The organism is Peribacillus sp. NPDC097895 (genome assembly GCF_050277555.1).
Lineage (GTDB): Bacteria > Bacillota > Bacilli > Bacillales > DSM-1321 > Peribacillus.
The window spans coordinates 35,697-57,826 of record NZ_JBNNSH010000003.1 but is presented as its reverse complement, the minus strand read 5'-3'; the positions used below and the strand labels follow the sequence as shown (position 1 = coordinate 57,826).

The window sequence follows — 22,130 nt, the reverse complement described above, 5'->3', positions numbered from 1 at the left end:
ACATTGTGTTTATCTTCTTCACTTATAGTTTAATTAAATATTCAAACATTAAAGGGAGGTCATTTATATGAATTATGCATGGAGTAAAAAGGTTTTGCCGATTACCCTCGTTTCGGCCTTAGCATTTGGAAGTTTAACATGGTCCGCTGAAGATCGTGTTTCGGCAAAGGAAAAGCCTAAAAATGATCCAGAAATCAGGAACGTCATTTTCATGATAGGTGACGGTATGGGCGTATCATATACCTCCGCTTACCGTTATTTAAAAGATAACCCAGGTACTAAGGTGGCAGAACGGACGGAGTTTGATAAATACTTGGTTGGCCAGCAAATGACCTATCCTGAAGACTCTGCACAAAATATAACGGATTCAGCTTCAGCAGCAACAGCAATGTCTTCCGGCGTGAAGACTTATAACGCTGCGATTGCAGTGGATAATGATAAATCTGAAGTCAAAACCGTATTGGAAGCAGCAAAGGGTAAAGGAAAAGCGACTGGATTGGTTGCCACTTCTGAAATCACTCATGCAACACCGGCATCTTTTGGTGCTCATGATGAGAATCGGAAAAACATGAATTCAATTGCAGACGATTATTATAATGACTTAATCAAGGGTGAACATAAAATCGACGTCCTGTTGGGCGGCGGGAAATCCAATTTTGAAAGGCCGGACATCAATTTGGCAAAAGCCTTCAAAAAAGACGGTTACAGTTATGTGACTGATAAAAAGCAAATGCTCAAGGACAAAAATGAACAGGTCCTAGGTTTATTCGCTTCAGAAGGACTCCCGAAAATGATTGACCGCCCAAATGAAACGCCTTCTTTAGAAGACATGACAAGCTCGGCGATCAAGCGATTGAATAAAGATAAAGATGGATTCTTCCTGATGGTCGAAGGAAGCCAGGTTGATTGGGCAGGACATGATAATGATATCGTAGGTGCAATGAGTGAAATGGAAGACTTTGAAAAAGCATATAAAGCGGCAATAGAATTCGCGAAGAAAGACAAACATACATTGGTGGTGGCAACTGCGGATCACTCTACAGGAGGATTCTCGATCGGAGCTAAAGGAATATATAACTGGTACGGTGAACCGATCAAGGCAGCCAAACGCACCCCAGACTTCATGGCGGATGCCATCGTAAAAGGGGCGGATGTTGAAAAGACATTAAAGCAATATATTAATCAAAATAAAGTGAAGCTGACTAACGAAGAAATCAAAACAGTAACAGAAGCTGCCAAAACAAAAAATGTGACGAACGTCGATAATGCCATAGAGGCCATATTCGATAATCGGACTAATACTGCGTGGACTACAGGAGGACACACGGGTGAAGATGTACCGGTCTACGCGTACGGACCATATAAAGAACGTTTTGCCGGGCAGGTCGATAACACGGATCATGCCAAAATCATCTTTGATCTATTAAAGAAGTAATAACACTTCAGGGAGGGATTCAATGAACAGACTGATGATTGGTGCCCTGTTATTAACGGCATTTGGTGCTCTTAATACCCAACCAGCTTACGAAGAAGAAACGACAGCTAAAGAAAAAACAGAGGAAATGGAACGACCATTGATAAAAAAGGATGTCTATGTTCCGAATCCACAGCTTCCTGATGATATAAACTTGAACCAGATCGGTCAGAGCGTTTCCGATGAAAAAGGCGATTTAACTTTGAAGGCCTATAAAAAATTAAATGAAGCGTTGAATGTTGGCCCGATCGAGATTAAGGTCAAGGAAATGAAAGTGATGCATGTTACCCCTGATTACAGCATGATCGATTTTTTTCATGGCTATACGCATGATGAAGATTTCGATATCGTAAAGGTGAACGTTGAAATCAAAAACAATTCGGATAAAAAAATCAAGTTTTCCCCAGTTGCTTTCCTTGAAACCGATAGCGGGGAACATCTGACATGGGAAGATGATATCTACTTAGAAGAACTAAACGGTGAAATAGAAGGAAACGGTTCAAAAAGCGGAAACATTGGTTTCATTCTAAGTGATGGAAACATAAAGGGCATATCCCTCATGACAAGTGATGCGGTGGATGAAGAAGAGGAAGTCCTTGCAAAAGGCAAGTCAGTTGAATTCGCTTTTTAAAGGATATGGTGTATGAATGCCTGCGGAAAATCAAATACTAGAAAAAGTGATAGGGGTTCTTATCACTGAATGGAATATCCAAATCCTAATGATGAGGTGACACAGAATGAGCTATAAAGATCAATTAGATCCACATTCTCAAAAGTTTCACCATAATTGGACAAGACCTAAGCGTTCAAATTCTCAAGTTAATGGCCATACGCAAGAATCACAAACAAACATTATACTAAGAAGCAATGCAAAGGCTCACAGGTGGTAAAGGATATTTCTGATAAAGAAGGAGGCTCTTAGTGAGTCTTCTTCTTTATATTTGATGGCTAAACAAACATAGGAAATGGAATGGAATCCGAATTAAGGCATGCATGGCTTTTCATTCATAATTATGATACCATTTACCTTTAAGAATAAAGCAACTTTGGGCTGAATGTGCCTAGCGTGAAATTTATTGATCACCGGAGTTTAAATGATCCGATTGAGAGTTTCACCTTATACAAATAGAGGACGTGAATTGTAATGATAAATATTGAAATCCCTGCAGCGGATATAAGCATTAAACAAAGAAAACAAGTGATAGAAGGAGACGAAGCTGTCATTCCGGAAATCTACGGGTTTATCGACTTTCATTTGATTCCCCGCGATAAAGGCGGCATCATTTTGTTTTACAATGAAAATGATGAGCTGATTTTTGTCGGGAAGGCTCGTAAATTAAGACCAAGAGTCAAAAAGCATTTTGAGGATAATGTCTCTCCGATTAAAGAGCACCGTAATGAAGTCAAAAAAATTGACATTCTTATCGTCGATGACGCAATGGAACGTGAAATCTATGAAACGTACATGATTAATACACTTCATGCCAAATATAACGTCGACAAAGTGTTTTATAAATAATAAAAAAAGCTGGCTGCTCATGCAATCAGCTTTTTTTTGTGTTACACCCAATGCTCAAAAAATGTCCGTATATTTACAATTGCTTGATGTGAGGTTAACATTGTTGGTTTATATTTGAAGTATTCCGCCATTACACTTTCAGGAGGTTACTATTGAAGAAAATACTTTGTAAAAAGGTGTTGGTTATCTCGGTAGGGACAGTGATTGCCTTTGGGAATTTAACGTGGTCCGTTTCACAAGCTTCTAAACAGGCGAAACAGCGAGAGATTAAATCTTTTGAACAAGAAACGGTAAAATCTTCAAGGTGGGAAATGGGAGAATGAGCAAATAATCCAATGAAATGGGCTGTTCGATGATGCAGCTTAGTGTTATATAAGGGTTCAATACATGAATAAAAGCGTTGGAGGTTCTTTACACATGCTGTTATGTGTGAATGGGCTTCCATTTATTTTTGTTATTAATTTTATGAACAATGTTGTACCTATATAATTAATAACCTTAATGGGTAAAAACATTAAAAAGGAGTAATGGATCCTATAAATATTTTGAATAAAACTTGCAAATAGTAATGATTACGTTTTATTATTAAAGGGTGCTTTTCGTGATAGGTAATTCCGGAACTTAAATCGTAATGTTTACGATTTATTTTTAGCAAGTAAAGGAGTGGTAAGGAATGTTGAAAAAGAAAATTCCCGTAACCGTATTGAGCGGGTACCTTGGTTCCGGTAAGACGACGCTACTGAATCATATTCTTGAAAATCGGAATGCTCTGAAGGTTGCCGTCATCGTTAATGATATGAGTGAGATCAATATTGATGCTTCTCTGGTCAAACAAGGAGGGTTTACCCGGACGGATGAAAAACTTGTGGAAATGCAGAATGGCTGCATTTGTTGTACGCTTCGTGAGGATTTAATGATTGAAGTTGAAAAGCTGTCCGCACAAGGTAATATCGACTATATTGTGATTGAATCGACCGGTATCAGTGAACCCGTCCCAGTCGCTCAAACCTTCACATATGTTGATGAAAACGTGGGAATTGATTTATCAAAATTTTGTCGGCTCGATACGATGGTTACCGTTGTTGATGCGAAGAACTTTTGGCAGGATTATGCTTCAGGAGAAACGCTTATTGATCGAATGCAGGCAACGGATGAGGCCGACCAGAGGGAAGTGGTTGATCTATTAATTGACCAAATAGAGTTCGCTAATGTGATTCTTTTAAATAAAATCGATTTAATGGAAGCAAAAGACGTCGCGGAATTGAAAGCGGTACTTCATAAAGTGAATCCGGATGCAAGAATCATTGTAACGAGTCATTCACGGGTTCCGCTAAAAGAAGTCATGGACACCCATCTTTTTGATTTTGAAAAGGCAAGCCAAGGGGCTGGCTGGATAAAGGAATTGAATGAGGAGCATATGCCAGAAACCGAAGAATATGGAATAGCCTCCTTCGTTTACAGAAGGAGAAAGCCATTTCATCCCTCGCGGCTGATGACATGGTTAGAAAGGTGGCCCGTGGAAGTAGTGCGGGCAAAGGGCTTCCTTTGGTTGGCATCGAGAAATGATACAGCAGGCCTGCTATCACAAGCTGGACCGTCATTAATGATCCAGGCAGCAGGTAAATGGATTGCAACTTATCCTAAAGATGAACAACAGCAGATTTTGCATGACGAACCTGAATTATTGAAAAGCTGGGATGAACTTTATGGAGACCGGATGACGGAGCTGGTGATGATTGGCATTCAAATGAATCAACAGGAAATCGAAAAGGAATTAGATCAATGCTTATTGACCGAAATGGAGCTGCAGCAGGATTGGTCTCTGTATGAAGATCCATTACCTGATTTTACGGAAATCGTTCATTAAAAAACTTTTGGAGGTAACAAAGATGAGAGTGAATATTACTTTAGCATGCACAGAAACAGGGGATCGAAATTATATCACAACGAAAAACAAGCGGAATAACCCGGATCGAATCGAATTGAAAAAGTACTGCCCGCGTTTAAAAAAACACACGCTTCACCGTGAAACGAAGTAATTTTGAGTTTTAAATCGTAATGATTATGTTTTATTGAAGGGAATGGATGTAAAAGGAGGGAAGTGGGAGCATTGGCTGAACTTGAAATGGGGCCGATATCCAGGAATAGCGGGAGCAAGACAGGCAGCCAAAATGAATTGTGAACAGTTTATAGAATTTATAAAATCAATATGTTAAAAAGGAGAGATTCAAATGGCCAAAAAATCTAAAGTAGTAAAAGCGCAAAAACAGTTGGCGATGGTCGAAAAGTACGCAGAACTTAGAAAGGAATTGAAGGAGAAGGGGGACTATGCCGCATTGGCCAAACTCCCGCGTGACTCCTCGCCGACAAGGGCCCACAATCGTTGTGGTGTAACCGGGAGGCCCCGTGGATATATGCGCAAATTCAACATGTCACGTATCGTTTTTCGGGAGCTTGCCCATAAAGGGCAACTGCCTGGTGTCAAAAAGGCAAGCTGGTAATAGCCGGATAAAGAAATATGGTGGAATGATGAGATTAAGGCATAATTCAGGGGCCGAGAGAGTGGCAATCTGTCTCAGCGCGGGAAAAATCCTTCCGAGAACGTAATCGTCCCAGTTCGGGAAAAATCCGTCCTAAGGAACTTAAACAGTCAGTGAGCCGGGATTCTGCATGAGTGAACGGCAAAAAAGCAGAAGTCATTCAGACTCTGCTTTTTTAGCATCCTATTTACCTTTGGAAGAATTCAATCCACTCTTTTTCTGGTCCATATATGTAGAAATAGCGATATCCATTTGGAAGGGTGACGATTTCCTCATCGATCAGCTCGATGTTATCCAATTTTTTGATCCGGGCATATTCTTCTTCGATATCATCAACAGTAATGGCAAAATGATGGATTGTTGCTTCGGACGGTAATGTGTCGCTGTATCCTTGAATCAATTCAATTTCTGTTTCTTCTGACTTTTCATAACCTAGGAAAGCCAGTTGGATTACACCATTGGTATGAGGCACCCGCGCTTTCACTTTTAAATCCAACACTTCCTGATAAAAGGCGATGGATTTTTCAAGGTCTTTTACAACAACTCCAATATGATCTACTCTTTTCGTAGCCAAGAAAACTTCCTCCTTCATTATGTCCGGGTGCAATTTCCCAATATTAATATATATCATATCATTCGATATAAAATTATATATTTGTAGCCGTTATTAAAAAAAAATTAAAAACTGAAAATACTTTTTCCCCATAATGTTATCTATACCTTCAAGAAGTACCACATCATCCTATAATAGAGAAAAGGACATTCCTATAAACAATAGGTTTCTTCATATACCCGTGGCCTATCCTTTAATTAAGCGTATAATGGTTGAAATAAGTCATATTGGTCACTCATTCTAACGCCTCCCATCGGTCTTATACCATATATGGTGTGTATGTTACTTTGAACTTTTTCAGGATTATTTTTCATCTTGATTGATTCTTTTCACGAACGAAAAGAATTTACCTTTTTCAAGGCTAAGATTTGTTTCTATATGAAATAGTAGATATACTATGGAAACAACTCCATTTTTAATGGATATGAGAGGAGAGGTAGTATGGGAAAAATTCGTGAAGGTGAGGTTTTCACCCTTACTGATGACAATGATGAAGGCCATGAAGTTGAGGTTTTAGGCTCATTGGATGTAGAAGGAACGGAATATGTAGCAGTAGGTTTGCTTGAAGATATTGAAGAGGATACAGAGGAAGATATCGATATTTTCTTTTTCAGGGTCGAAGGCGAAGGTGAACTGCTGGATATCGAATCGGACGAAGAGTTCGAAAAGGTATCATTGGCGTTTGAAGCAGCATTTGAAGAGAAAGAATGACAAGATAAAAGACGGCACAATGTGTGCCGTCTTTTTTATATGTATAAAGAAAGTATTGGCCCCGCCTTCGCCAAATACCATGATAGCCACGCGTGCTATCCAGCCTTTCTTAAGTATAGGGTTTTATTATTGATAGGACGTGTACCGCATATGAAGATTTTGTTAATAAACGGAGTATTTTTCCACATCCAAGGCATAGGATAAAAAAAGTGGAGGTGATGAGATGGCCGTTGTAAAGCACACTGATGCCGATATTGCCTTATTGGCAAGATTGCTTAGAGCGGAAGGCGAGGGTGAAGGTGATCAAGGCATGTTGATGATCGGTAATGTAGGGGTCAATCGGATTAGGTCAAATTGTTCCGATTTCAAAGGGTTGAGGACGATTCCAGACATGATTTATCAGGAGCATGCCTTTGAAGCCGTACAGAAGGGGTATTTTTATCAGCGAGCAAGAGATAGGGAAAAAAGGCTTGCACGCCGGAGCGTAAGTGGTGAAAGGTTATGGCCCTCGAAATTTAGCCTATGGTACTTCCGGCCACAGGGAGATTGTCCGGCAACCTGGTATAATCAGCCCCTGGTTGGGCGTTTTAAGCTCCATTGCTTTTATGAACCAACAGGTACAGAATGTCCGAATATTTATAATACGTTTTAAAGAAGAGGCTGAACCTTATGGGGGTTTGGCCTCTTTGTGCATCAGTCTTTAACTAGGAAAAATCATATGATAAAACTGGCAAATGATTTACTGATACTGTAAAATTGAGACTGTAAATTTCCGGATAGAAAGGAATAAAACTATTGATGAGTAAAAGGCTTATTGATTATGGACAAGGGCAAATGGGAGAACAGTCGGAGGATAATGCTGAGAAACTTAAGTCTTTCATGGAGCATAACCCGGACGCCATATCCATCGTTGATCTGGAAGGAAAGACCCTTCAAGTAAATGCAGCTTTCGAAGAGTTTTTCGGTTGGGCGAATGATGAGCTCAGTGGCATGCCGTTTCCAATTATTCCTGAATTCTTGAAGGAGTCAGTCAATGAATTGCATGACAAGATTAAGGCAGGGGAACAAAAAAAAGGATTTGAAACGGTCAGGCAAAGAAAAGATGGCCGGTTAATCCATGTGAGCATTTCCTTGTTCAATATCCAGGACAATGAAAATGAGCCGTGTGCTCTGGTCTTCGTTTATCGGGATATTACAAAGCAAAAACTTGCTGAGGCTGCTTTGAAGGAAAGTGAACAAAGGTATCGCAGTTTAGTGGAAGTGTCTCCTGAAGCGATTTTCGTACATCGCAATGGGATTATTGAGTATATGAATCCCATGGGGGCAAAAATGCTTGGGATGGATAGTGTAGAAGACATTATCGGTAAATCGGTTTTTCAATTCGTTCATCCTGATTCCCGAGAAAGTGTTAAAAAAAGAATCGAGATAATGAGGGATGAACATAAAGCGGTTGATTTATTGGAGCAAAAATTCATTCGGCTTGACGGACAAGTATTTTGTGGAGAAACATTAGGTCTTCCGATTAATTATAATGGATATCCCGCTATACAGGTATTCTGCCGGGATATTACAGAGCGTAAGAAGACAGAGGAGCTGCTCTGTAAATCCAACATGTTATCTGCGGTAGGGCAGATGGCTGCGGGCATGGCACATGAAATTAGAAACCCATTAACCACGGTTAAAGGTTTTTTACAATTATTAAGGGAAAACCCTTACCAAAAGGACTACCTTGAAATCACGGTCAGTGAAGTTGAGAAAATTGAGGTCCTTGCCAATGAATTTTTAAGTTTAGCAGAGCCTGAAGCGAAGGTTTGGGAATCTATTCAACTTAACGATATATTGGATAGCGTGATTACGTTAGAAGAGTTTCAAGCGATATTGAATGATGTTGAAATCATCAACGAATATAAGACGTGTAATGCATCTGTTATGGGCGACCCAAATCAGTTAAAGCAAGTATTCACGAATGTCGTAAATAATGCGATAGAATCCATGCCAAACGGAGGCAAGCTTTATATACAGGTTAACGATAAGGGAGAATCCGCAATAATCCGATTCATTGATCAGGGCTGCGGAATCTCAAATGAGCGCATGAAGCATTTAGGGCAGCCTTTTTATAGCACTACTGAAAAAGGAACAGGTTTGGGGCTCATGGTCAGTACTAAAATAATCCATGAGCACAATGGGGAAATTCACTTTAGTAGTGAGGTGGGAAAAGGGACCATCGTTGATATCATTCTCCCAATCACTGGAATCCAACGTAAAAAGTGACGAGAAGCCATGCTCTCGTCACTTTTTGATTTATAGTTTAACGATTGTTCTGCCTCTTGCTTCCCCTTTTAAAAGGGTCGGTAGGACTTCAGGCAATTCTTCAAGTGTAATTTCCTGTTGAATGAGCTGTTCTAAATGATCGAGTTTAAAGTCTGTAGCTAGGCGATGCCAAACTTTCAATCTTGTACCCATCGGGCAATTGACCGAATCGATTCCAAGTAAATTCACACCTCTTAGGATGAATGGAAAGACGGTGGCAGGAAGGCTTGTACCGGCTGTTAATCCACTGACTGCTACAGATCCGCCATACTTGATTTGGCTAAGGACCGAGGCTAACGGTTCACCGCCGACGGGATCCACCGCACCGCTCCACTTCTGTTTGCCCAGTGCCCGCAGCTTGCCATTGTAAACATCTTCACGAGATACAATGGTCGTAGCACCGATTTCCTTCAGGTATCCATGTTCCGATGCTTTTCCTGTACTCGCTTCCACGGAATAACCAAGTTTGGAAAGGATCGAGACAGCAAAACTGCCAACCCCGCCAGTTGCACCAGTGACGAGAACGCTCCCTTGATCAGGAGTAAGGTTATTTTCTTCCAGACGAAGCACCGATAAGGCTGCAGTGAAACCAGCCGTTCCGATGATCATCGCTTCTTTCATAGTAAGGCCTTCAGGAAGTGGAACGATCCAATCTGCAGGAACACGGGCAAATTGACTATAACCCCCGGATTGGGAAACGCCAATTCCGTATGAGGTCGCAATGACTTCGTCCCCTTCTTTAAATCGGGAATCCTCAGATGAAACGACGACACCAGCCATATCAATTCCTGGAACAATCGGATAGCTGCTGACAATGTTTCCATTCGGAATGCTGGCAAGGCTATCTTTATAGTTTACACCAGAGTAATGAACACGGATGAGCACTTCGCCTTGCGGAAGGTCATCAATTGATAATTGCTGAATGTTAACGGTAAATTGATCCTCTTGCTTGTTAACGACTAATGCATCAAAATGCTGTTTCATGGTTCGTTCCCCCTTTTATAATAAATCTACCTAATTATAAAAGAAAAAACATTGAAATCATAATGATACAATTCGAAATAAGTAGCGCTGGCTTTTCTTTCTCCTTCTAAAAGTGTTACTATTAGATTTGATTCAGTTCAGTTCATATTAAAGGAGATGTTTTACATGGCTAAAAAAGGATACATACTTATGGAAAATGGAGAAAAGATCGAATTTGACCTTTTCCCGAACGAAGCACCGAACACAGTGGCTAACTTCGAAAACCTAGCAAACACAGGATTTTATAATGGTGTAGTCTTTCACCGTGTCATCCCTGGTTTCGTAAGCCAAGGCGGAGATCCAACAGGTACAGGTGCAGGCGGAAGCGGAAAGCAAATTAAATGTGAAACAGAAGGAAACCCTCACAAACATGAGGCAGGCAGTCTTTCGATGGCACATGCTGGAAAAGATACTGGCTCAAGCCAATTCTTTATTGTACACGCGCCACAACCGCATCTTAACGGTGTTCACACAGTATTCGGTAAAGTGACATCTGGTCTTGAAACAGCCAAAGCTATGAAAAATGGCGACAAAATGGAGAAAGTCGAAGTTTTTGACGCTGAATAATGGAAGTGAAAAGAGGGGGCATTGTGCTCCCTCTTTCTTATTACTATATTATTTAATCCATTTTAATAGAAGGAGGGGGATATAGAGAGTCATTTTGACGAAATGCTTTCAGTAAAAGTATATTCCACTTCTGTCATGGATTCCGAAATATCCCATAACCTCTGTGAAATTTCTTCATTATATAAAGTATTGATTATATCGTCTCTTTTAGGAAAGCCTTTTCTGTTTTTCTTTCCATCTGGCCCTATATACTCCCCGCCTACTAATGTAGGTTCCGTTGCGGCATAAAGGGTAGGAAGTGCACCCATATTTGCCGGCTGGGTGATGGTTTTCGAAAGAAAGTGGACGAATTTATTTATCGGTTTGCCAGATCCGCGTGACATGAGATTAGTATGGGACAGGCCCGGATGACAGGCAACGCTAATCGGGTTTGCATCATGCTGGTTGAATTTGTTTTGTAATTCACGGGCGAAAAGAAGATTGGCCAGCTTGCTTTGCCCATAGTATTTCATTGGTTTATAACCGAGTTCACCATTCAGATTTTCGAAATCAATGAATCCATTGATGGCGGCCAAACTGCTCAATGTGACCACCCGTGATTTTTGCGTAGAAAGAATACGCGGAAGTAGGAGCCCTGTCAAAGCAAAATGACCGAGATGATTGCATCCGAATTGCAGTTCGAAACCATCTTTCGTCTTACTGTATGGGGGGATCATCACACCTGCATTATTAATAAGGACAGAGAGTGTGTCATAGTTTTCATTATAGGAATCAGTAAAATGCCGAATGCTGTTTAAATCACTTAAATCCAGCTGCATTACCCGTACGTTCGCCTTAGGATAGACCGAGATGATTCTATCGACCGCCTTTTCACCTTTTGAAGCATTCCGGACAGCAAGAATGATTTCTGCCCCCTTACCGGCCAGAGCAAAAGCCGTTTCAAAGCCAAGTCCACTATTTGCACCAGTAATCACGATGGTTTGCCCCGATACATCTTCCATGTCTTCGCCATTCCACTTTTCAGTCATCGAATCACACCTTTCCACACATTCTATACCTATCATATACCCAAATAATTACTATATGTCACATTTTGTGGTCGGGTTTTATGTCTGAATTGCTTTACCGAAGGTGTCTAATTTATTTTCCCAATATGTAATCAACTATATTTTTCAAAATCAAGATGACGGTAACGATGATAAACAAAACTCTTACATATGCGACTCCTTTCTTAATGGCGAATTTAGAACCTGCCAATGCTCCCGCTATCATGGATATCCCCATCGGTACTCCATAGGAATAGTTGACGGTATCAAGAAATATGAACATGAGCAGCGCTGCCAGATTACTTCCGAAGTTTAAAAATTTTGCGTTTCCAGCAGAGTTCAAAAAATCAAAGCCAATCATTAAAAAGGCGAACAAAATGAAAGATCCCGTTCCAGCCCCTAAAAAACCATCATAAAAGCCAGTCGCAAATATAGCGAATGCAAATAGTGCTGCCTTTGGCAACGTGAGCTTATTGTAGGTCGATTCATGTCCCCAGTCTTTCTTTATAAAGGTATAAATGGCTATAGCTATTAAAAGAACTAAGATTAGGGGCTTTAATAAATCGGGTGAGACAAAATTGACCACCCATGCACCTAATAAGGACCCTGTGAAAATAAGTGGGAAAAGTTTTGAAACCAATCGGTAATCAACCTTTCCTGAGCGTATGAAGGCAATCGTACTTGTTAAAGACCCCATGGAACTTGCTAACTTATTGGTTGCAATTGCAGCTGTAGGGGAAAGTCCTGAGAATAATAAAGCGGGTATGGAGATCAGGCCGCCACCACCGACCACAGAATCAATGAATGCTGCCAGAAAGCCGAAAAATACTAGCAGCAAGAGTGTGGAAATTTGTATATCTTCCATCCAATAAGCCTCCAAATCAATGGCATTAAGATCGAATCGCTTGATTTTGATTCGGTCTTAACCCAAAGTGTTCATTTTAGTCACTATTAGAATAGTAACTAAAATGAATCCTGATGTAAATAAGAACATTATGATTTAATAAGAGATTTGGTATGATAAGCATATAACTTACTACAAGCACGAGGAGGTACCATGCAAGATATCATACAAAAATTACAATCCCTTGGATTTAGTCAATATGAAGCAAAGGCTTATGTTTCTTTAGTTCGTCAAGGTCCAACCAGCGCCTATCAGGTAAGCAAGGAATCAGGAATTCCCAGAGCCCGTATCTATGAAATATTAAATGGGCTTCAAGAAGAGGGAGTCGTATTAAAAGAGGAAATCAATGACTCGATACAATATTCACCTTTACCAGTCGATGTATTTTTGGAATCCGTCCAATCGAAATGGAACAGTTCCTATCAATCCATAAGTCATACACTAAAACAATTCGAGAAAATCGGGCCTATGTCCGATAATCGTGTAATGACGCTTAAGGGTGAAGGGCATATCCTATCTTTTTGTCGTACTTTACTTCAAAAAGCCGAGAAAAGAGTGGTAATTTCTTTATGGGACAAAATGTATGGGAAACTAGAACAAGAGCTTACGGAGATAGCTGCAAACTGTACACTCAAGGGGATTGTCTTTCAAGTTGAAAACCCCTTATCAGGGCTAGATATACATCGTAAAACCAGCTATGTGGACAATATTGGAGAGAATAAATGGTTCATTCTATCCATTGATGGCAAGGAAACGGTTTATGGACCTGCTTCGGAAACGAGAGAAACGGCGTTTTACACAGATGATCCCATTCATATCAATTTTCTCGAAAATTACATTTGGCATGATATCCTCGTTAATCGCTTAGTCAAAAAGGATGAAGAAGGTGCCGAGAAATGGATTTCGATAGAAAGAGATCAATTTTTCTCACTCTAGCTGTTAGATCACGTACCAAAATAAAAAAGGCTGAAATCTCCTTGTGAAGGGGGATTTTAGCCTTTTTCTAATTTTGTGTAAAACTCCCGCAGATTCATTCGGATAAAAGGTTTTTTGGAAATCTTATCGCAGTGGGTAAGCTGGAAAGATCTCGATAAGATCTGTAAGACACAATGGTATGGTTATGTGCTTGAACATCCAACTGTAGAATTTGTGAGCTTTTCATTTCTAAATAATACGTAACGTCTTCTTTTTGTAAATGATAAAAAGAAAAGGATATACCTAAAAGGTTTTTCCTGATTAGTTTTGTTTCAGGCTGATTGATGATTTGCTCACTCAATTCCACAATCGTAACTGATGTCGATCCTGTAATGGCTGTTATTTTTTCTTTTGCATAATCGACTGCATGACTGAGGGTATTGGCAAGATTTCTCAAGATTCCGTCCATAAAGGGCATCTCCTTTGCATTAGGGTATGTATGTAGTATGGAACGTGGCTAATGCTTTATGCAAAAAAATCCTCAAGGATGATATAGGATGGGCTGTTTATGAACATGATGAAGAGAGTGCTCAATGGAATGATGCAGACAGAATTTTTAGGATAAATCAAATGTGCACTTAAGGAAGGAAGGAAGGAAGGACAATATGACTCATGAAGTGTCAAATGAAGAGGTAGCATCCATGAAGAATAGACAAGCTTTTCAAGTGCCAGGCCGCCTATTGAAAGGCAAAGCATGAAGAAAAAAAGTATCTATATTGGTCTGCTTTTCATCGCCCTTCTCTCATTTTCTACAGTGATGTTCATTCAGTTTAGGGCGAATTCAGAAGCGGGAACCGATAGAGGGAAAGACGTGGAATCCATTACGGATAAAAAAATTGAAAAAATGATCGAAAACATGACGCTTGAAGAAAAAATCGGACAGCTTATGGTGGTCGGCTTCAAGGGAACTGAAAAGAGCAATGATATAACGGAGCTTATCGAACAAAAACATATAGGGGGCGTCATTTATTTTGACCGCAATATGAAATCACCTAAACAAGTGGCTAAGTTATCCAATTCGCTTCAGCAAACCGCCAATCAAAGTTCGCAGTCGCTTCCGCTCATGGTGGCAGTCGATCAGGAAGGTGGGGACATAATCCGGATGAGGGAACGGGTATCGCCTCTCCCGGCACAAAAGGACATGGGGGAACAGGCATCTGTGGAAGACATGTATAATGTGGCAAAATTGAATGGGACAGAACTGAGTTCCATGGGGATTAACATTAATTTCGCTCCAGTTCTTGATCTATCGAAAACAGACAAGCGTTCATTGGGAAAAGATCCGGAGAAGGTCTATCAATACGGAAAGAAAGCCCTACAAGGCCTGAATGATGCTTCTGTGACTGGTGCTTTGAAGCATTTTCCAGGAAACGGACGCAGCGAAATCGACCCGCATGTCGAAACATCTTCAGTGGAAGCAAACCAGCTCGATCTGGAAAATTCGGATATTTATCCTTTCAAGAAAATCATAAGTGAAATGGAGAACCCAAATTTTTTCGTGATGGTGACTCACATTAAATATCCGGCCTATGATAAAGAAAAACCAGCAAGCCTTTCCAAGGTCATCATAGAAGACCTGCTCCGGGGGAAACTTAAATATGAAGGGCTTGTGATTACGGACGATTTGGAAATGGGAGCTGTGAACAAGTATTTCTCTTATGAAGATATGGGGAAGGAAGCAATTCTTGCAGGAGCTGATTTATTACTTGTCTGTCATGAATATACCCATGAGCTTGAGGTATATAACGGATTACTTGAAGCTGTAAAGGCTGGGGAAGTGCCAATGGAGCGAATTAACGAATCAGTGAAGAGAGTCCTGACGTATAAAGTCTACAATTTGAAGCAAGAGAAGGTAGATCCTGATTTAGCCCAAAAAGTGGTGAAAAGTCCTGAAAGCCTAAAGTATCTCGAAAGTTTGAACTTGGATAAATAAAGGGGATACCCCAATCACAAGGGGTATTTGTTTAAATCTACTGATCAAGGGAATACTATACTATAACGAACTTTAAGGAGGAAACTCACATGCCATCAAACAAAGTGCTTGGAACCGTCTTGATAGGAGCTGCAGCATATTTAATGCGCAATAAGAAAACTCGTGAAAAAACCATGAGTCAGATTAAATCCTTAGCCACTCCAGAAACCATTGATAAGGTTAAGAGCCAACTCCAATCCATAACCAAATCAAAATCAAGTAATCCATCCACCCATTAAGGGAAATATCCCCATTAAGTGTTTGCTCAAGTTGGGCAATCCTTACTGGGGATTTTTTTCATTTGAAGAAGACCACTCGTAAAGAAACCATAAGCACGTAAAAACTATGGTCTGGTCTAGCCATCATTAAAAGACCTCCTGAAAATAGCAAAGTCCATTTTGTTGTGGAGGAACTCGGTGAAAGGAAAAATGAAAAAGCACTCGTTGCTTTTGAAGAACCTATAACAGGGTCTTCAAAAGCACAAGTGCTTTCATGAACGATCAATGATCATTCGGATTCTTCTTCACCGTCATCTTCTTTATTGAACCAAAGAGGATCCTCATTATCGACTTCACCATTATAATTAATCAGGATTTCTTCTCCTGCTTTAATGTCGGTGTAAGCAAAAAAATCAAACGTGTGATTTTTAAAGTTTATGTCATACGTAGCGTTGGGAGTATAAGAGTGATTAAACAGCATGCCATAACCTAAAAGCATGGCAGTATGGTTAATTCCATACTCAAACGCATAATCAGCCAGCAATGTTTGCTCAATGAAGACATGCTCCTCATTTGGATATGCAATGACAGGGGCTTCATGCAGAAGTTCACCTTTTTTAATGTCCTGTGTTGCGAATACACCTCTATTGAACTCACCATCACTAAGTGTGGAAGTTTTAACTTCAATCATGTTCGTCACCTACTTGTTCTATTCAATATAGTCCAGATTATCTAAGCTTGACAGTTAATAAGAAGAAAAGCAACTATTTTAGAGAATTAATCATTATCTTACTACTTTGCAAACTTTCATTCATCATGAACTCCAAGGACGAAATAATGATCAGAACGGCCGAATTAATCTTCTCATTGGCCAAACTATCCTTCCCAAGTGCATATATACAAACGAAAAAACACCCCCCGCTAAAAGTAAGCTAGGGAGGTGTTAGTCATATAGGTTCTGATTCTTTTAGTTCACACCGACTGCTGTAAAGGCATTTTTGACATTTGTGACTTCTGCACTGCTTGAACCATATAAATCAGAGGCAGCTTGTACAACTGCTGCTCTGGCTTGTGAAAAAGTGGATGAGGAAGTTAAATAAATCGTGTTTGCCCTGTAGAAGATGCTCCCTAGTTTATCAATGCCGATTCCAGATACAGTCACGCCGTGATGAGTGCCGCCTGCAGAGATCAAATAAGCTGCCTTATTAATAATTCCGCTATTCGTATGGACTCCTCCATTGTCACTTGATCCCGTATAACGGTTCGAATAATGGTCAGGGTCACCATTCAATGTTGGATTAGCCATTGAACGGAGTGCGTCACCGGAAATATTAGGTGTGTAAATATCTTCTCCAATCAGATAATCAGCTTTGGCACTCTGATTCTTAAATTCTACGACTGTACCAAAAATATCAGAAATCGCCTCATTTAAAGCACCGGATTCATATTGATAGGTAAGATTGGATTCCGAGGAAGTCACAGCATGCGTCAATTCATGTGCAACGACATCCAGTCCGCCGGACAATGGGATGAACGTCGTGCCGTCCCCATCACCGTAGACCATTTGGGTGCCATCCCAGAATGCGTTATTGTATCTCGAGCCATAATGAACGGTTGATTTCAGAATGGTTCCATTACCATCATAAGAGTTCCTTCCAAATGTGGATTTGTAATAATCATAGGTTTTACCCGCATAAAAATGAGCGTCCACAGCCGCTTTATCGGTAGAAGTAGTGAAAGCATTGGTCGTGTTGGACATGAGTGTACCAGGCAATCTTGAACGGTTATTGGCATTATAAGTGTATATGCCTTTACCGCGTGTATTGTCTTGTAAATAGTATCGACCGCTGGATAAGGTAGTGTTCAAAGAAACGGTGTTGTTTAAGACGCCGGTGCCCGTTCCGACGGAATTGGTCCCCGTCACTTCATCTAGTGTATTATATTTATTCAGGATTTTACCCGTTTTGACTGAAATGAAATATTCATGATTTCCTGGTTCCGGACTTAAGAATTTCAAATTGACTTTATATACATAATCGGCCTTGCCCTCATTTGCGTATACATATAGGTCAGATTCAGGTGATTGTTCATAGGCAGGAGTGAACCCCAAATCCGCTTCCGCTATTTTAATAGCTTCGGATTTACTGATGCCTTTGTTAGCCTTTTTCCCTAATTTCGTATTTAGATTGGCTTCAACCGTACCGGATACGACCGTCAATACACCTTTAGCATCAATCAATACTGCTTGTGTGGAGTTCCATACAGGTACGCCTTTATAGGTTTGTTGCAATCTAAGGACGGTATTGCCTAGTTCATCCTTGCTTTCTTTCTGGATCGTGAAGGAGTTTTTCGCCTTTTGCTTTTCTAGTTTGTAAGACTTTTTGTTTTCATCAAAAAAGGTAAGAATGATATCCTCTGCCGATTGCGTTGATGGGTCCGTAAGTTTCCCAGACTTGTACTCTAGCGAATCCTTATGCTTATTGTACTTTTCAACACTTAACACATTTTTTGCCGCTAAAGCTTCTTGATGGGGAATAGCAGAAAATAATAGACCGATGGATAGTGCAGTTCCTAAAAATACCTTACCTTTCATAACACTCAACTCCTTCATGAGAATACCTCATTTTTACATCGTTTCACAATTATTATCAAATGGAGAAAACTCACAAAAAATATGACATTTAAAGGAATAAAATGGAGAAAAATGGTTTTTTATAGAAATGTTCTTTGGGTTTATTCTTTTAGTAATATTTGGAATGTATTTAAATTGAACCGAATGAATAAAAGTGCAAAGAAACATGGCGTAAAGTGCAAAGAATCGTGGCGTAAAGTGCAAAATATTTCGTCAAATAAATGGTTTATTTGTTGAATAGTGCGGTTTTTAAATTTGGCATGAAAATTGCATATATTCAGAATAGGAATATTCGAATTGTAAATTAGCACTATTTGAAACTCGATGAAATAGGAAAATTTATTAAATGGATTTCCCCATAAATGAAAGCGCTTATGTAGAAAGGGATGAAATTAATGATACCAAAACAAGAAAACGACATCTTTCAGCATCCTCCAAAGCAAGAAGAACAAGAATTAAAGCGCGGTTTAAAATCTCGGCATTTAACGATGATTTCCATTGGAGGAGCTATTGGCACCGGGCTGTTTCTTAGCAGCGGGGCAGCTATCCATACAGCTGGGCCAGGCGGCGCATTACTTGCTTATGCTTTAGTTGGCGCAATGGTGTACTTCGTGATGACGAGCTTAGGGGAACTGGCCGCCTTTATGCCGACAAGCGGTTCATTCAGTACCTATGGAACGAAATTCGTCGATCCGGCATTTGGGTTTGCCTTGGGATGGACATACTGGTTCAATTGGTCGATGACCATAGCGGCAGAGTTGGCCGCTTCAACAATGATCATGAAATTTTGGTTTCCGAATAGTCCATCATTGTTATGGAGTTCCTCATTCCTGGTGCTCATTTTCCTATTAAACTATTTATCCGTTAAAGGATATGGTGAAGGAGAATACTGGTTTTCCTTCATAAAAGTAACAGCCATCGTTATTTTTATAATCGTTGGAATACTAATGATTGTCGGCATCATGGGTGGCGAAGCAGTAGGTTTTAAAAACTTCACAGTCGACGACGCGCCTTTCCCGGGTGGGTTCATGGGTGTCTTCATCGTGTTCATAGCTGCGGGCTTTTCTTTTCAAGGTACCGAAATTGTCGGTGTGGCAGCGGGTGAAAGTGAGGATCCTGCACGTAATATACCAAAGGCCATTAAAAGTGTCTTCTGGAGAATCTTGCTCTTTTACGTATTGGCAATCTTTGTTATAGGGCTGCTTATCCCTTATACGAACTCAAGTTTACAAGGGGATAACGTCATGGTAAGCCCATTCACGCTCATTTTTGAAAAGGCTGGAGTTGCCTTTGCCGCTTCGCTTATGAATGCAGTCATTTTGACAGCGGTATTATCAGCAGGTAACTCTAGTCTATATGCATCTACGCGTATGTTATATTCAATGGCAAAAGATGGGCAAGCACCACGTATTTTTGCAAGACTTAATAAACGCGGAGTACCGGTTGCAGGAATGGTGTTGACATGTTCCATCGGTATGCTAGCCTTTTTAGCTTCTATATTCGGTGATGGTAAAGTGTATATTTGGTTAATGAATGCCATTGGAATTACTGGATTTATCTTTTGGCTGGGCATTTCTATCAGCCATTATCGTTTCCGGAAGGCATACATCGCTCAGGGTCATTCATTGGAGAAGCTGCCATATAAAGCATTATGGTTCCCGATAGGACCGATCTTTGCCATTTTAATTGGTCTGATCGTCATCCTGTCCCAAAATATCCAAGCCTTTTTCTCAGACCAGATTGATTGGGGCAGTGTTATAGCTGCATACCTGGGAATCCCGCTTTTCCTTGGTCTATGGTTTGGCTATAAAATGATAAGAAAGACTAAGTTCGTTAAACTTGATGAAGTCGAGTTTGACTTTGACAAAAAATACGAATGAACAAGCTATAAGTAAAATCAGCCGGACAATGAGTTTTAAATTGTCCGGCTTTTATTTGTTTATCTTTAGGCTCATAAACAGAATCCAGGAGGATGATTCCTGGCTTTTTATTTTTTATAAATGGAAATTCATACAAATTTAATAGGGGATGTTATATGATAATCGTAATCTCTATGTAGCTAAATGGCATGCACAGAACAACGGGGAAAGCGTTAACTGCATGTGTATCCGATTGAATATTTCCAATGGAAAGGGAAGGTGCGCAGCTGATGACCTTATTGACTAATTTAAAAGTATTGGACTTTTCAACGTTATTGCCAGGCCCATTTGCCACTTTGATGCTAGCGGATTTAGGAGCGGACGTTTTGAGGGTAGAGAGGCCGGGAGCAAGTGATTCATGGGGTGTGAACCAATATCTTAACAGATCGAAGAAGTCGATCACACTTGATTTAAAACAATCAGAGTCCATCGAATCCGTAAAAAATCTAGTGAAGGACTACGATATCGTCATAGAACAATTCCGTCCAGGCATCATGGAACGCCTAGGACTGGGGTATGAGGCATTAAAACGGATCAATCCGAAATTGATTTACTGTTCCATCACGGGATTCGGCCAGACCGGTCCCTATAAGGACCGACCGGGCCATGATATCAATTATCTATCGATTGCAGGTTTATCAGGCTATTCCGGAACAAAAAGAGGCGGCCCTGCAAAAAACGGAACCCAAATAGCCGATCTTGCTGGAGGTTCACTGCATGCCGTTATCGGCATATTGTCTGCTGTCATTTACAGGGAGCGAACAGGGGAAGGCCAAGCCATCGACATCAGCATGACCGATTGCAGTTTTGCATTGAATGCCATATCAGCACCTCTGAATTTACAAGGGGACATGGAACTTGAGCCAGAGAAATTGATGTTAAACGGGGGATCTTTTTATGACTTTTACGAAACGAAAGATGGACGTTATTTTTCCGTTGGAAGTCTCGAGCCCCCATTTCGCAAAGCTTTATGTGAAGCCATCGGGGCACCGGAATTGTATGAACTGAGCATGGGCAGCGATGAAGAAAGCGGAATCCGATTCAAAACGTTCGTCCAACAAGCTTTCCTGGAAAAGGATTTCCATGAATGGCAGGAAATATTTGCTGACTTCGAGGCATGCGCAGAACCAGTGCTGACCTTTACCGAAGCGACCAACCATCCCCAATTGAAGGATAGGGGAATGATCGTCGAAGTACCTGACGGAAAAGGAAATGAACAGAAGCAAATTGCCTGCCCAATCAAAACATCGGTTTTCACCCCTGAATATAAACATGCGGGACTGAAGCCGGGACAAAGCAACGCAGAGATACTTCGTACCCTTAATGAAAAATAAGATCAAACAAGGCTATCACATTCCAATATTGGAGAGAGATAGCCTTGTTTTTGTATGAATCGGATTTTCGCAATAACGACGTAAATACCTCTGATGCGACAACATTTAGTAGGGCGAAATAAGTGGAAAGAGGACGAATTAAGTAGGAAGAAGATCGAATTAAGTGGGCGGAAGGCCGAATTAAAGGGAGGAAGGCCGAATTAAAGGGAGGAAGGTCGAATTAAGTAGGCGGAAGGCCGAATTAAAGGGAGGAAGGTCGAAATAAGTAAGAGGAAGGCCGAATTAAGTGGGCGGAAGGCCGAATTAAGTAGGCGGAAGGCCGAATTAAATTAAAAATGGCTAAATGGTTCTTAAATCGATGTTGAAAATCAAT

At 40.5% G+C, this 22,130-nt stretch carries 24 protein-coding genes; 17 read left to right on the top strand and 7 right to left on the bottom strand.

Annotated features, from left to right (window positions below):
- The first annotated feature begins 67 nt into the window (after window positions 1-67).
- The 8 genes from ACQKMH_RS16560 (at window position 68) to rpsN (ending at window position 5,494) form a co-directional block, all read left to right on the top strand.
- Window positions 68-1,435 carry an alkaline phosphatase gene (locus ACQKMH_RS16560; protein ID WP_427588589.1) on the top strand — a complete coding sequence of 456 codons (1,368 nt, stop codon included), beginning with the start codon at window positions 68-70 and terminating at the stop codon, window positions 1,433-1,435.
- Between the two features lie 22 nt (window positions 1,436-1,457).
- Window positions 1,458-2,105, top strand: a complete 648-nt coding sequence (locus ACQKMH_RS16555; RefSeq protein ID WP_427588588.1) for a DUF4352 domain-containing protein — start codon at window positions 1,458-1,460, stop codon at window positions 2,103-2,105.
- A gap of 106 nt (window positions 2,106-2,211) precedes the next feature.
- Complete coding sequence (locus ACQKMH_RS16550; RefSeq protein ID WP_076368068.1) at window positions 2,212-2,364, top strand: YpzG family protein; 153 nt, start codon at window positions 2,212-2,214, stop codon at window positions 2,362-2,364.
- Window positions 2,365-2,612: 248 nt separating this feature from the next.
- Entirely contained in the window at window positions 2,613-2,993 is a 381-nt protein-coding gene (locus ACQKMH_RS16545) for a nucleotide excision repair endonuclease (protein WP_427588991.1), read from the top strand.
- A 152-nt stretch (window positions 2,994-3,145) separates the two neighbouring features.
- Window positions 3,146-3,316: a hypothetical protein gene (locus tag ACQKMH_RS16540; RefSeq protein ID WP_427588587.1), complete on the top strand. Its 171-nt coding sequence runs from the start codon at window positions 3,146-3,148 to the stop codon at window positions 3,314-3,316.
- Between the two features lie 350 nt (window positions 3,317-3,666).
- A complete protein-coding gene (locus tag ACQKMH_RS16535) occupies window positions 3,667-4,860 on the top strand; it encodes a GTP-binding protein (protein ID WP_427588586.1) in 1,194 nt (397 codons plus the stop codon).
- 22 nt (window positions 4,861-4,882) lie between these two features.
- A complete protein-coding gene (rpmG, locus tag ACQKMH_RS16530) occupies window positions 4,883-5,032 on the top strand; it encodes a 50S ribosomal protein L33 (RefSeq protein WP_053348792.1) in 150 nt (49 codons plus the stop codon).
- Between the two features lie 192 nt (window positions 5,033-5,224).
- The gene (rpsN, locus tag ACQKMH_RS16525; protein ID WP_427588585.1) at window positions 5,225-5,494 is read left to right on the top strand and encodes a 30S ribosomal protein S14; all 270 of its coding nucleotides are present in this window, start codon (window positions 5,225-5,227) and stop codon (window positions 5,492-5,494) included.
- A gap of 226 nt (window positions 5,495-5,720) precedes the next feature.
- Here rpsN and ACQKMH_RS16520 read toward each other — a convergent pair whose 3' ends face one another.
- On the bottom strand, window positions 5,721-6,125 hold the full coding sequence (locus tag ACQKMH_RS16520) for a VOC family protein (protein WP_427588584.1): 405 nt from the start codon (window positions 6,123-6,125) through the stop codon (window positions 5,721-5,723).
- A 462-nt stretch (window positions 6,126-6,587) separates the two neighbouring features.
- Here ACQKMH_RS16520 and ACQKMH_RS16515 point away from each other — a divergent pair, with 462 nt between their 5' ends.
- From ACQKMH_RS16515 to ACQKMH_RS16505, 3 genes are all read left to right on the top strand, one after another.
- On the top strand, window positions 6,588-6,857 hold the full coding sequence (locus ACQKMH_RS16515; RefSeq protein ID WP_427588583.1) for a DUF1292 domain-containing protein: 270 nt from the start codon (window positions 6,588-6,590) through the stop codon (window positions 6,855-6,857).
- A 223-nt stretch (window positions 6,858-7,080) separates the two neighbouring features.
- Window positions 7,081-7,509: a cell wall hydrolase gene (locus tag ACQKMH_RS16510; RefSeq protein WP_427588582.1), complete on the top strand. Its 429-nt coding sequence runs from the start codon at window positions 7,081-7,083 to the stop codon at window positions 7,507-7,509.
- A gap of 146 nt (window positions 7,510-7,655) precedes the next feature.
- Window positions 7,656-9,128: a PAS domain-containing sensor histidine kinase gene (locus ACQKMH_RS16505; protein WP_427588581.1), complete on the top strand. Its 1,473-nt coding sequence runs from the start codon at window positions 7,656-7,658 to the stop codon at window positions 9,126-9,128.
- Between the two features lie 30 nt (window positions 9,129-9,158).
- On the opposite strand, the gene ACQKMH_RS16500 is transcribed toward ACQKMH_RS16505, so the two are convergent.
- A complete protein-coding gene (locus tag ACQKMH_RS16500; protein ID WP_427588580.1) occupies window positions 9,159-10,151 on the bottom strand; it encodes an NADPH:quinone oxidoreductase family protein in 993 nt (330 codons plus the stop codon).
- Window positions 10,152-10,316: 165 nt separating this feature from the next.
- On the opposite strand from ACQKMH_RS16500, the gene ACQKMH_RS16495 reads away from it, so the two are divergent.
- Window positions 10,317-10,757 (top strand): peptidylprolyl isomerase, encoded by a 441-nt coding sequence (locus tag ACQKMH_RS16495; protein WP_427588579.1) that lies wholly within the window; start codon window positions 10,317-10,319, stop codon window positions 10,755-10,757.
- 89 nt (window positions 10,758-10,846) lie between these two features.
- Here ACQKMH_RS16495 and ACQKMH_RS16490 read toward each other — a convergent pair whose 3' ends face one another.
- Both ACQKMH_RS16490 and ACQKMH_RS16485 read right to left on the bottom strand, forming a co-directional pair.
- On the bottom strand, window positions 10,847-11,785 hold the full coding sequence (locus tag ACQKMH_RS16490; RefSeq protein WP_427588578.1) for an oxidoreductase: 939 nt from the start codon (window positions 11,783-11,785) through the stop codon (window positions 10,847-10,849).
- A 112-nt stretch (window positions 11,786-11,897) separates the two neighbouring features.
- Window positions 11,898-12,668 (bottom strand): TSUP family transporter, encoded by a 771-nt coding sequence (locus ACQKMH_RS16485; protein WP_427588577.1) that lies wholly within the window; start codon window positions 12,666-12,668, stop codon window positions 11,898-11,900.
- A 192-nt stretch (window positions 12,669-12,860) separates the two neighbouring features.
- Here ACQKMH_RS16485 and ACQKMH_RS16480 point away from each other — a divergent pair, with 192 nt between their 5' ends.
- On the top strand, window positions 12,861-13,643 hold the full coding sequence (locus ACQKMH_RS16480) for a TrmB family transcriptional regulator (protein ID WP_427588576.1): 783 nt from the start codon (window positions 12,861-12,863) through the stop codon (window positions 13,641-13,643).
- A gap of 94 nt (window positions 13,644-13,737) precedes the next feature.
- On the opposite strand, the gene ACQKMH_RS16475 is transcribed toward ACQKMH_RS16480, so the two are convergent.
- On the bottom strand, window positions 13,738-14,091 hold the full coding sequence (locus ACQKMH_RS16475) for a hypothetical protein (RefSeq protein ID WP_427588575.1): 354 nt from the start codon (window positions 14,089-14,091) through the stop codon (window positions 13,738-13,740).
- A gap of 285 nt (window positions 14,092-14,376) precedes the next feature.
- Here ACQKMH_RS16475 and nagZ point away from each other — a divergent pair, with 285 nt between their 5' ends.
- A complete protein-coding gene (gene nagZ / locus ACQKMH_RS16470; protein WP_427588574.1) occupies window positions 14,377-15,615 on the top strand; it encodes a beta-N-acetylhexosaminidase in 1,239 nt (412 codons plus the stop codon).
- Window positions 15,616-15,704: 89 nt separating this feature from the next.
- Window positions 15,705-15,893: a hypothetical protein gene (locus tag ACQKMH_RS16465; RefSeq protein ID WP_230159483.1), complete on the top strand. Its 189-nt coding sequence runs from the start codon at window positions 15,705-15,707 to the stop codon at window positions 15,891-15,893.
- Window positions 15,894-16,161: 268 nt separating this feature from the next.
- Here the strand turns inward: ACQKMH_RS16465 and ACQKMH_RS16460 are convergent, their stop codons facing one another.
- Both ACQKMH_RS16460 and ACQKMH_RS16455 read right to left on the bottom strand, forming a co-directional pair.
- On the bottom strand, window positions 16,162-16,563 hold the full coding sequence (locus tag ACQKMH_RS16460) for an SET domain-containing protein (protein WP_427588573.1): 402 nt from the start codon (window positions 16,561-16,563) through the stop codon (window positions 16,162-16,164).
- 276 nt (window positions 16,564-16,839) lie between these two features.
- Window positions 16,840-18,465, bottom strand: coding sequence for a M4 family metallopeptidase (locus ACQKMH_RS16455; protein ID WP_427588572.1), 1,626 nt, complete (start codon window positions 18,463-18,465; stop codon window positions 16,840-16,842).
- 434 nt (window positions 18,466-18,899) lie between these two features.
- On the opposite strand from ACQKMH_RS16455, the gene ACQKMH_RS16450 reads away from it, so the two are divergent.
- Together ACQKMH_RS16450 and ACQKMH_RS16445 are read left to right on the top strand one after the other, a co-directional pair.
- Window positions 18,900-20,384, top strand: coding sequence for an amino acid permease (locus tag ACQKMH_RS16450; protein ID WP_427588571.1), 1,485 nt, complete (start codon window positions 18,900-18,902; stop codon window positions 20,382-20,384).
- 269 nt (window positions 20,385-20,653) lie between these two features.
- Window positions 20,654-21,757 (top strand): CaiB/BaiF CoA transferase family protein, encoded by a 1,104-nt coding sequence (locus ACQKMH_RS16445; RefSeq protein ID WP_427588570.1) that lies wholly within the window; start codon window positions 20,654-20,656, stop codon window positions 21,755-21,757.
- The last annotated feature ends 373 nt before the right edge of the window (window positions 21,758-22,130 follow it).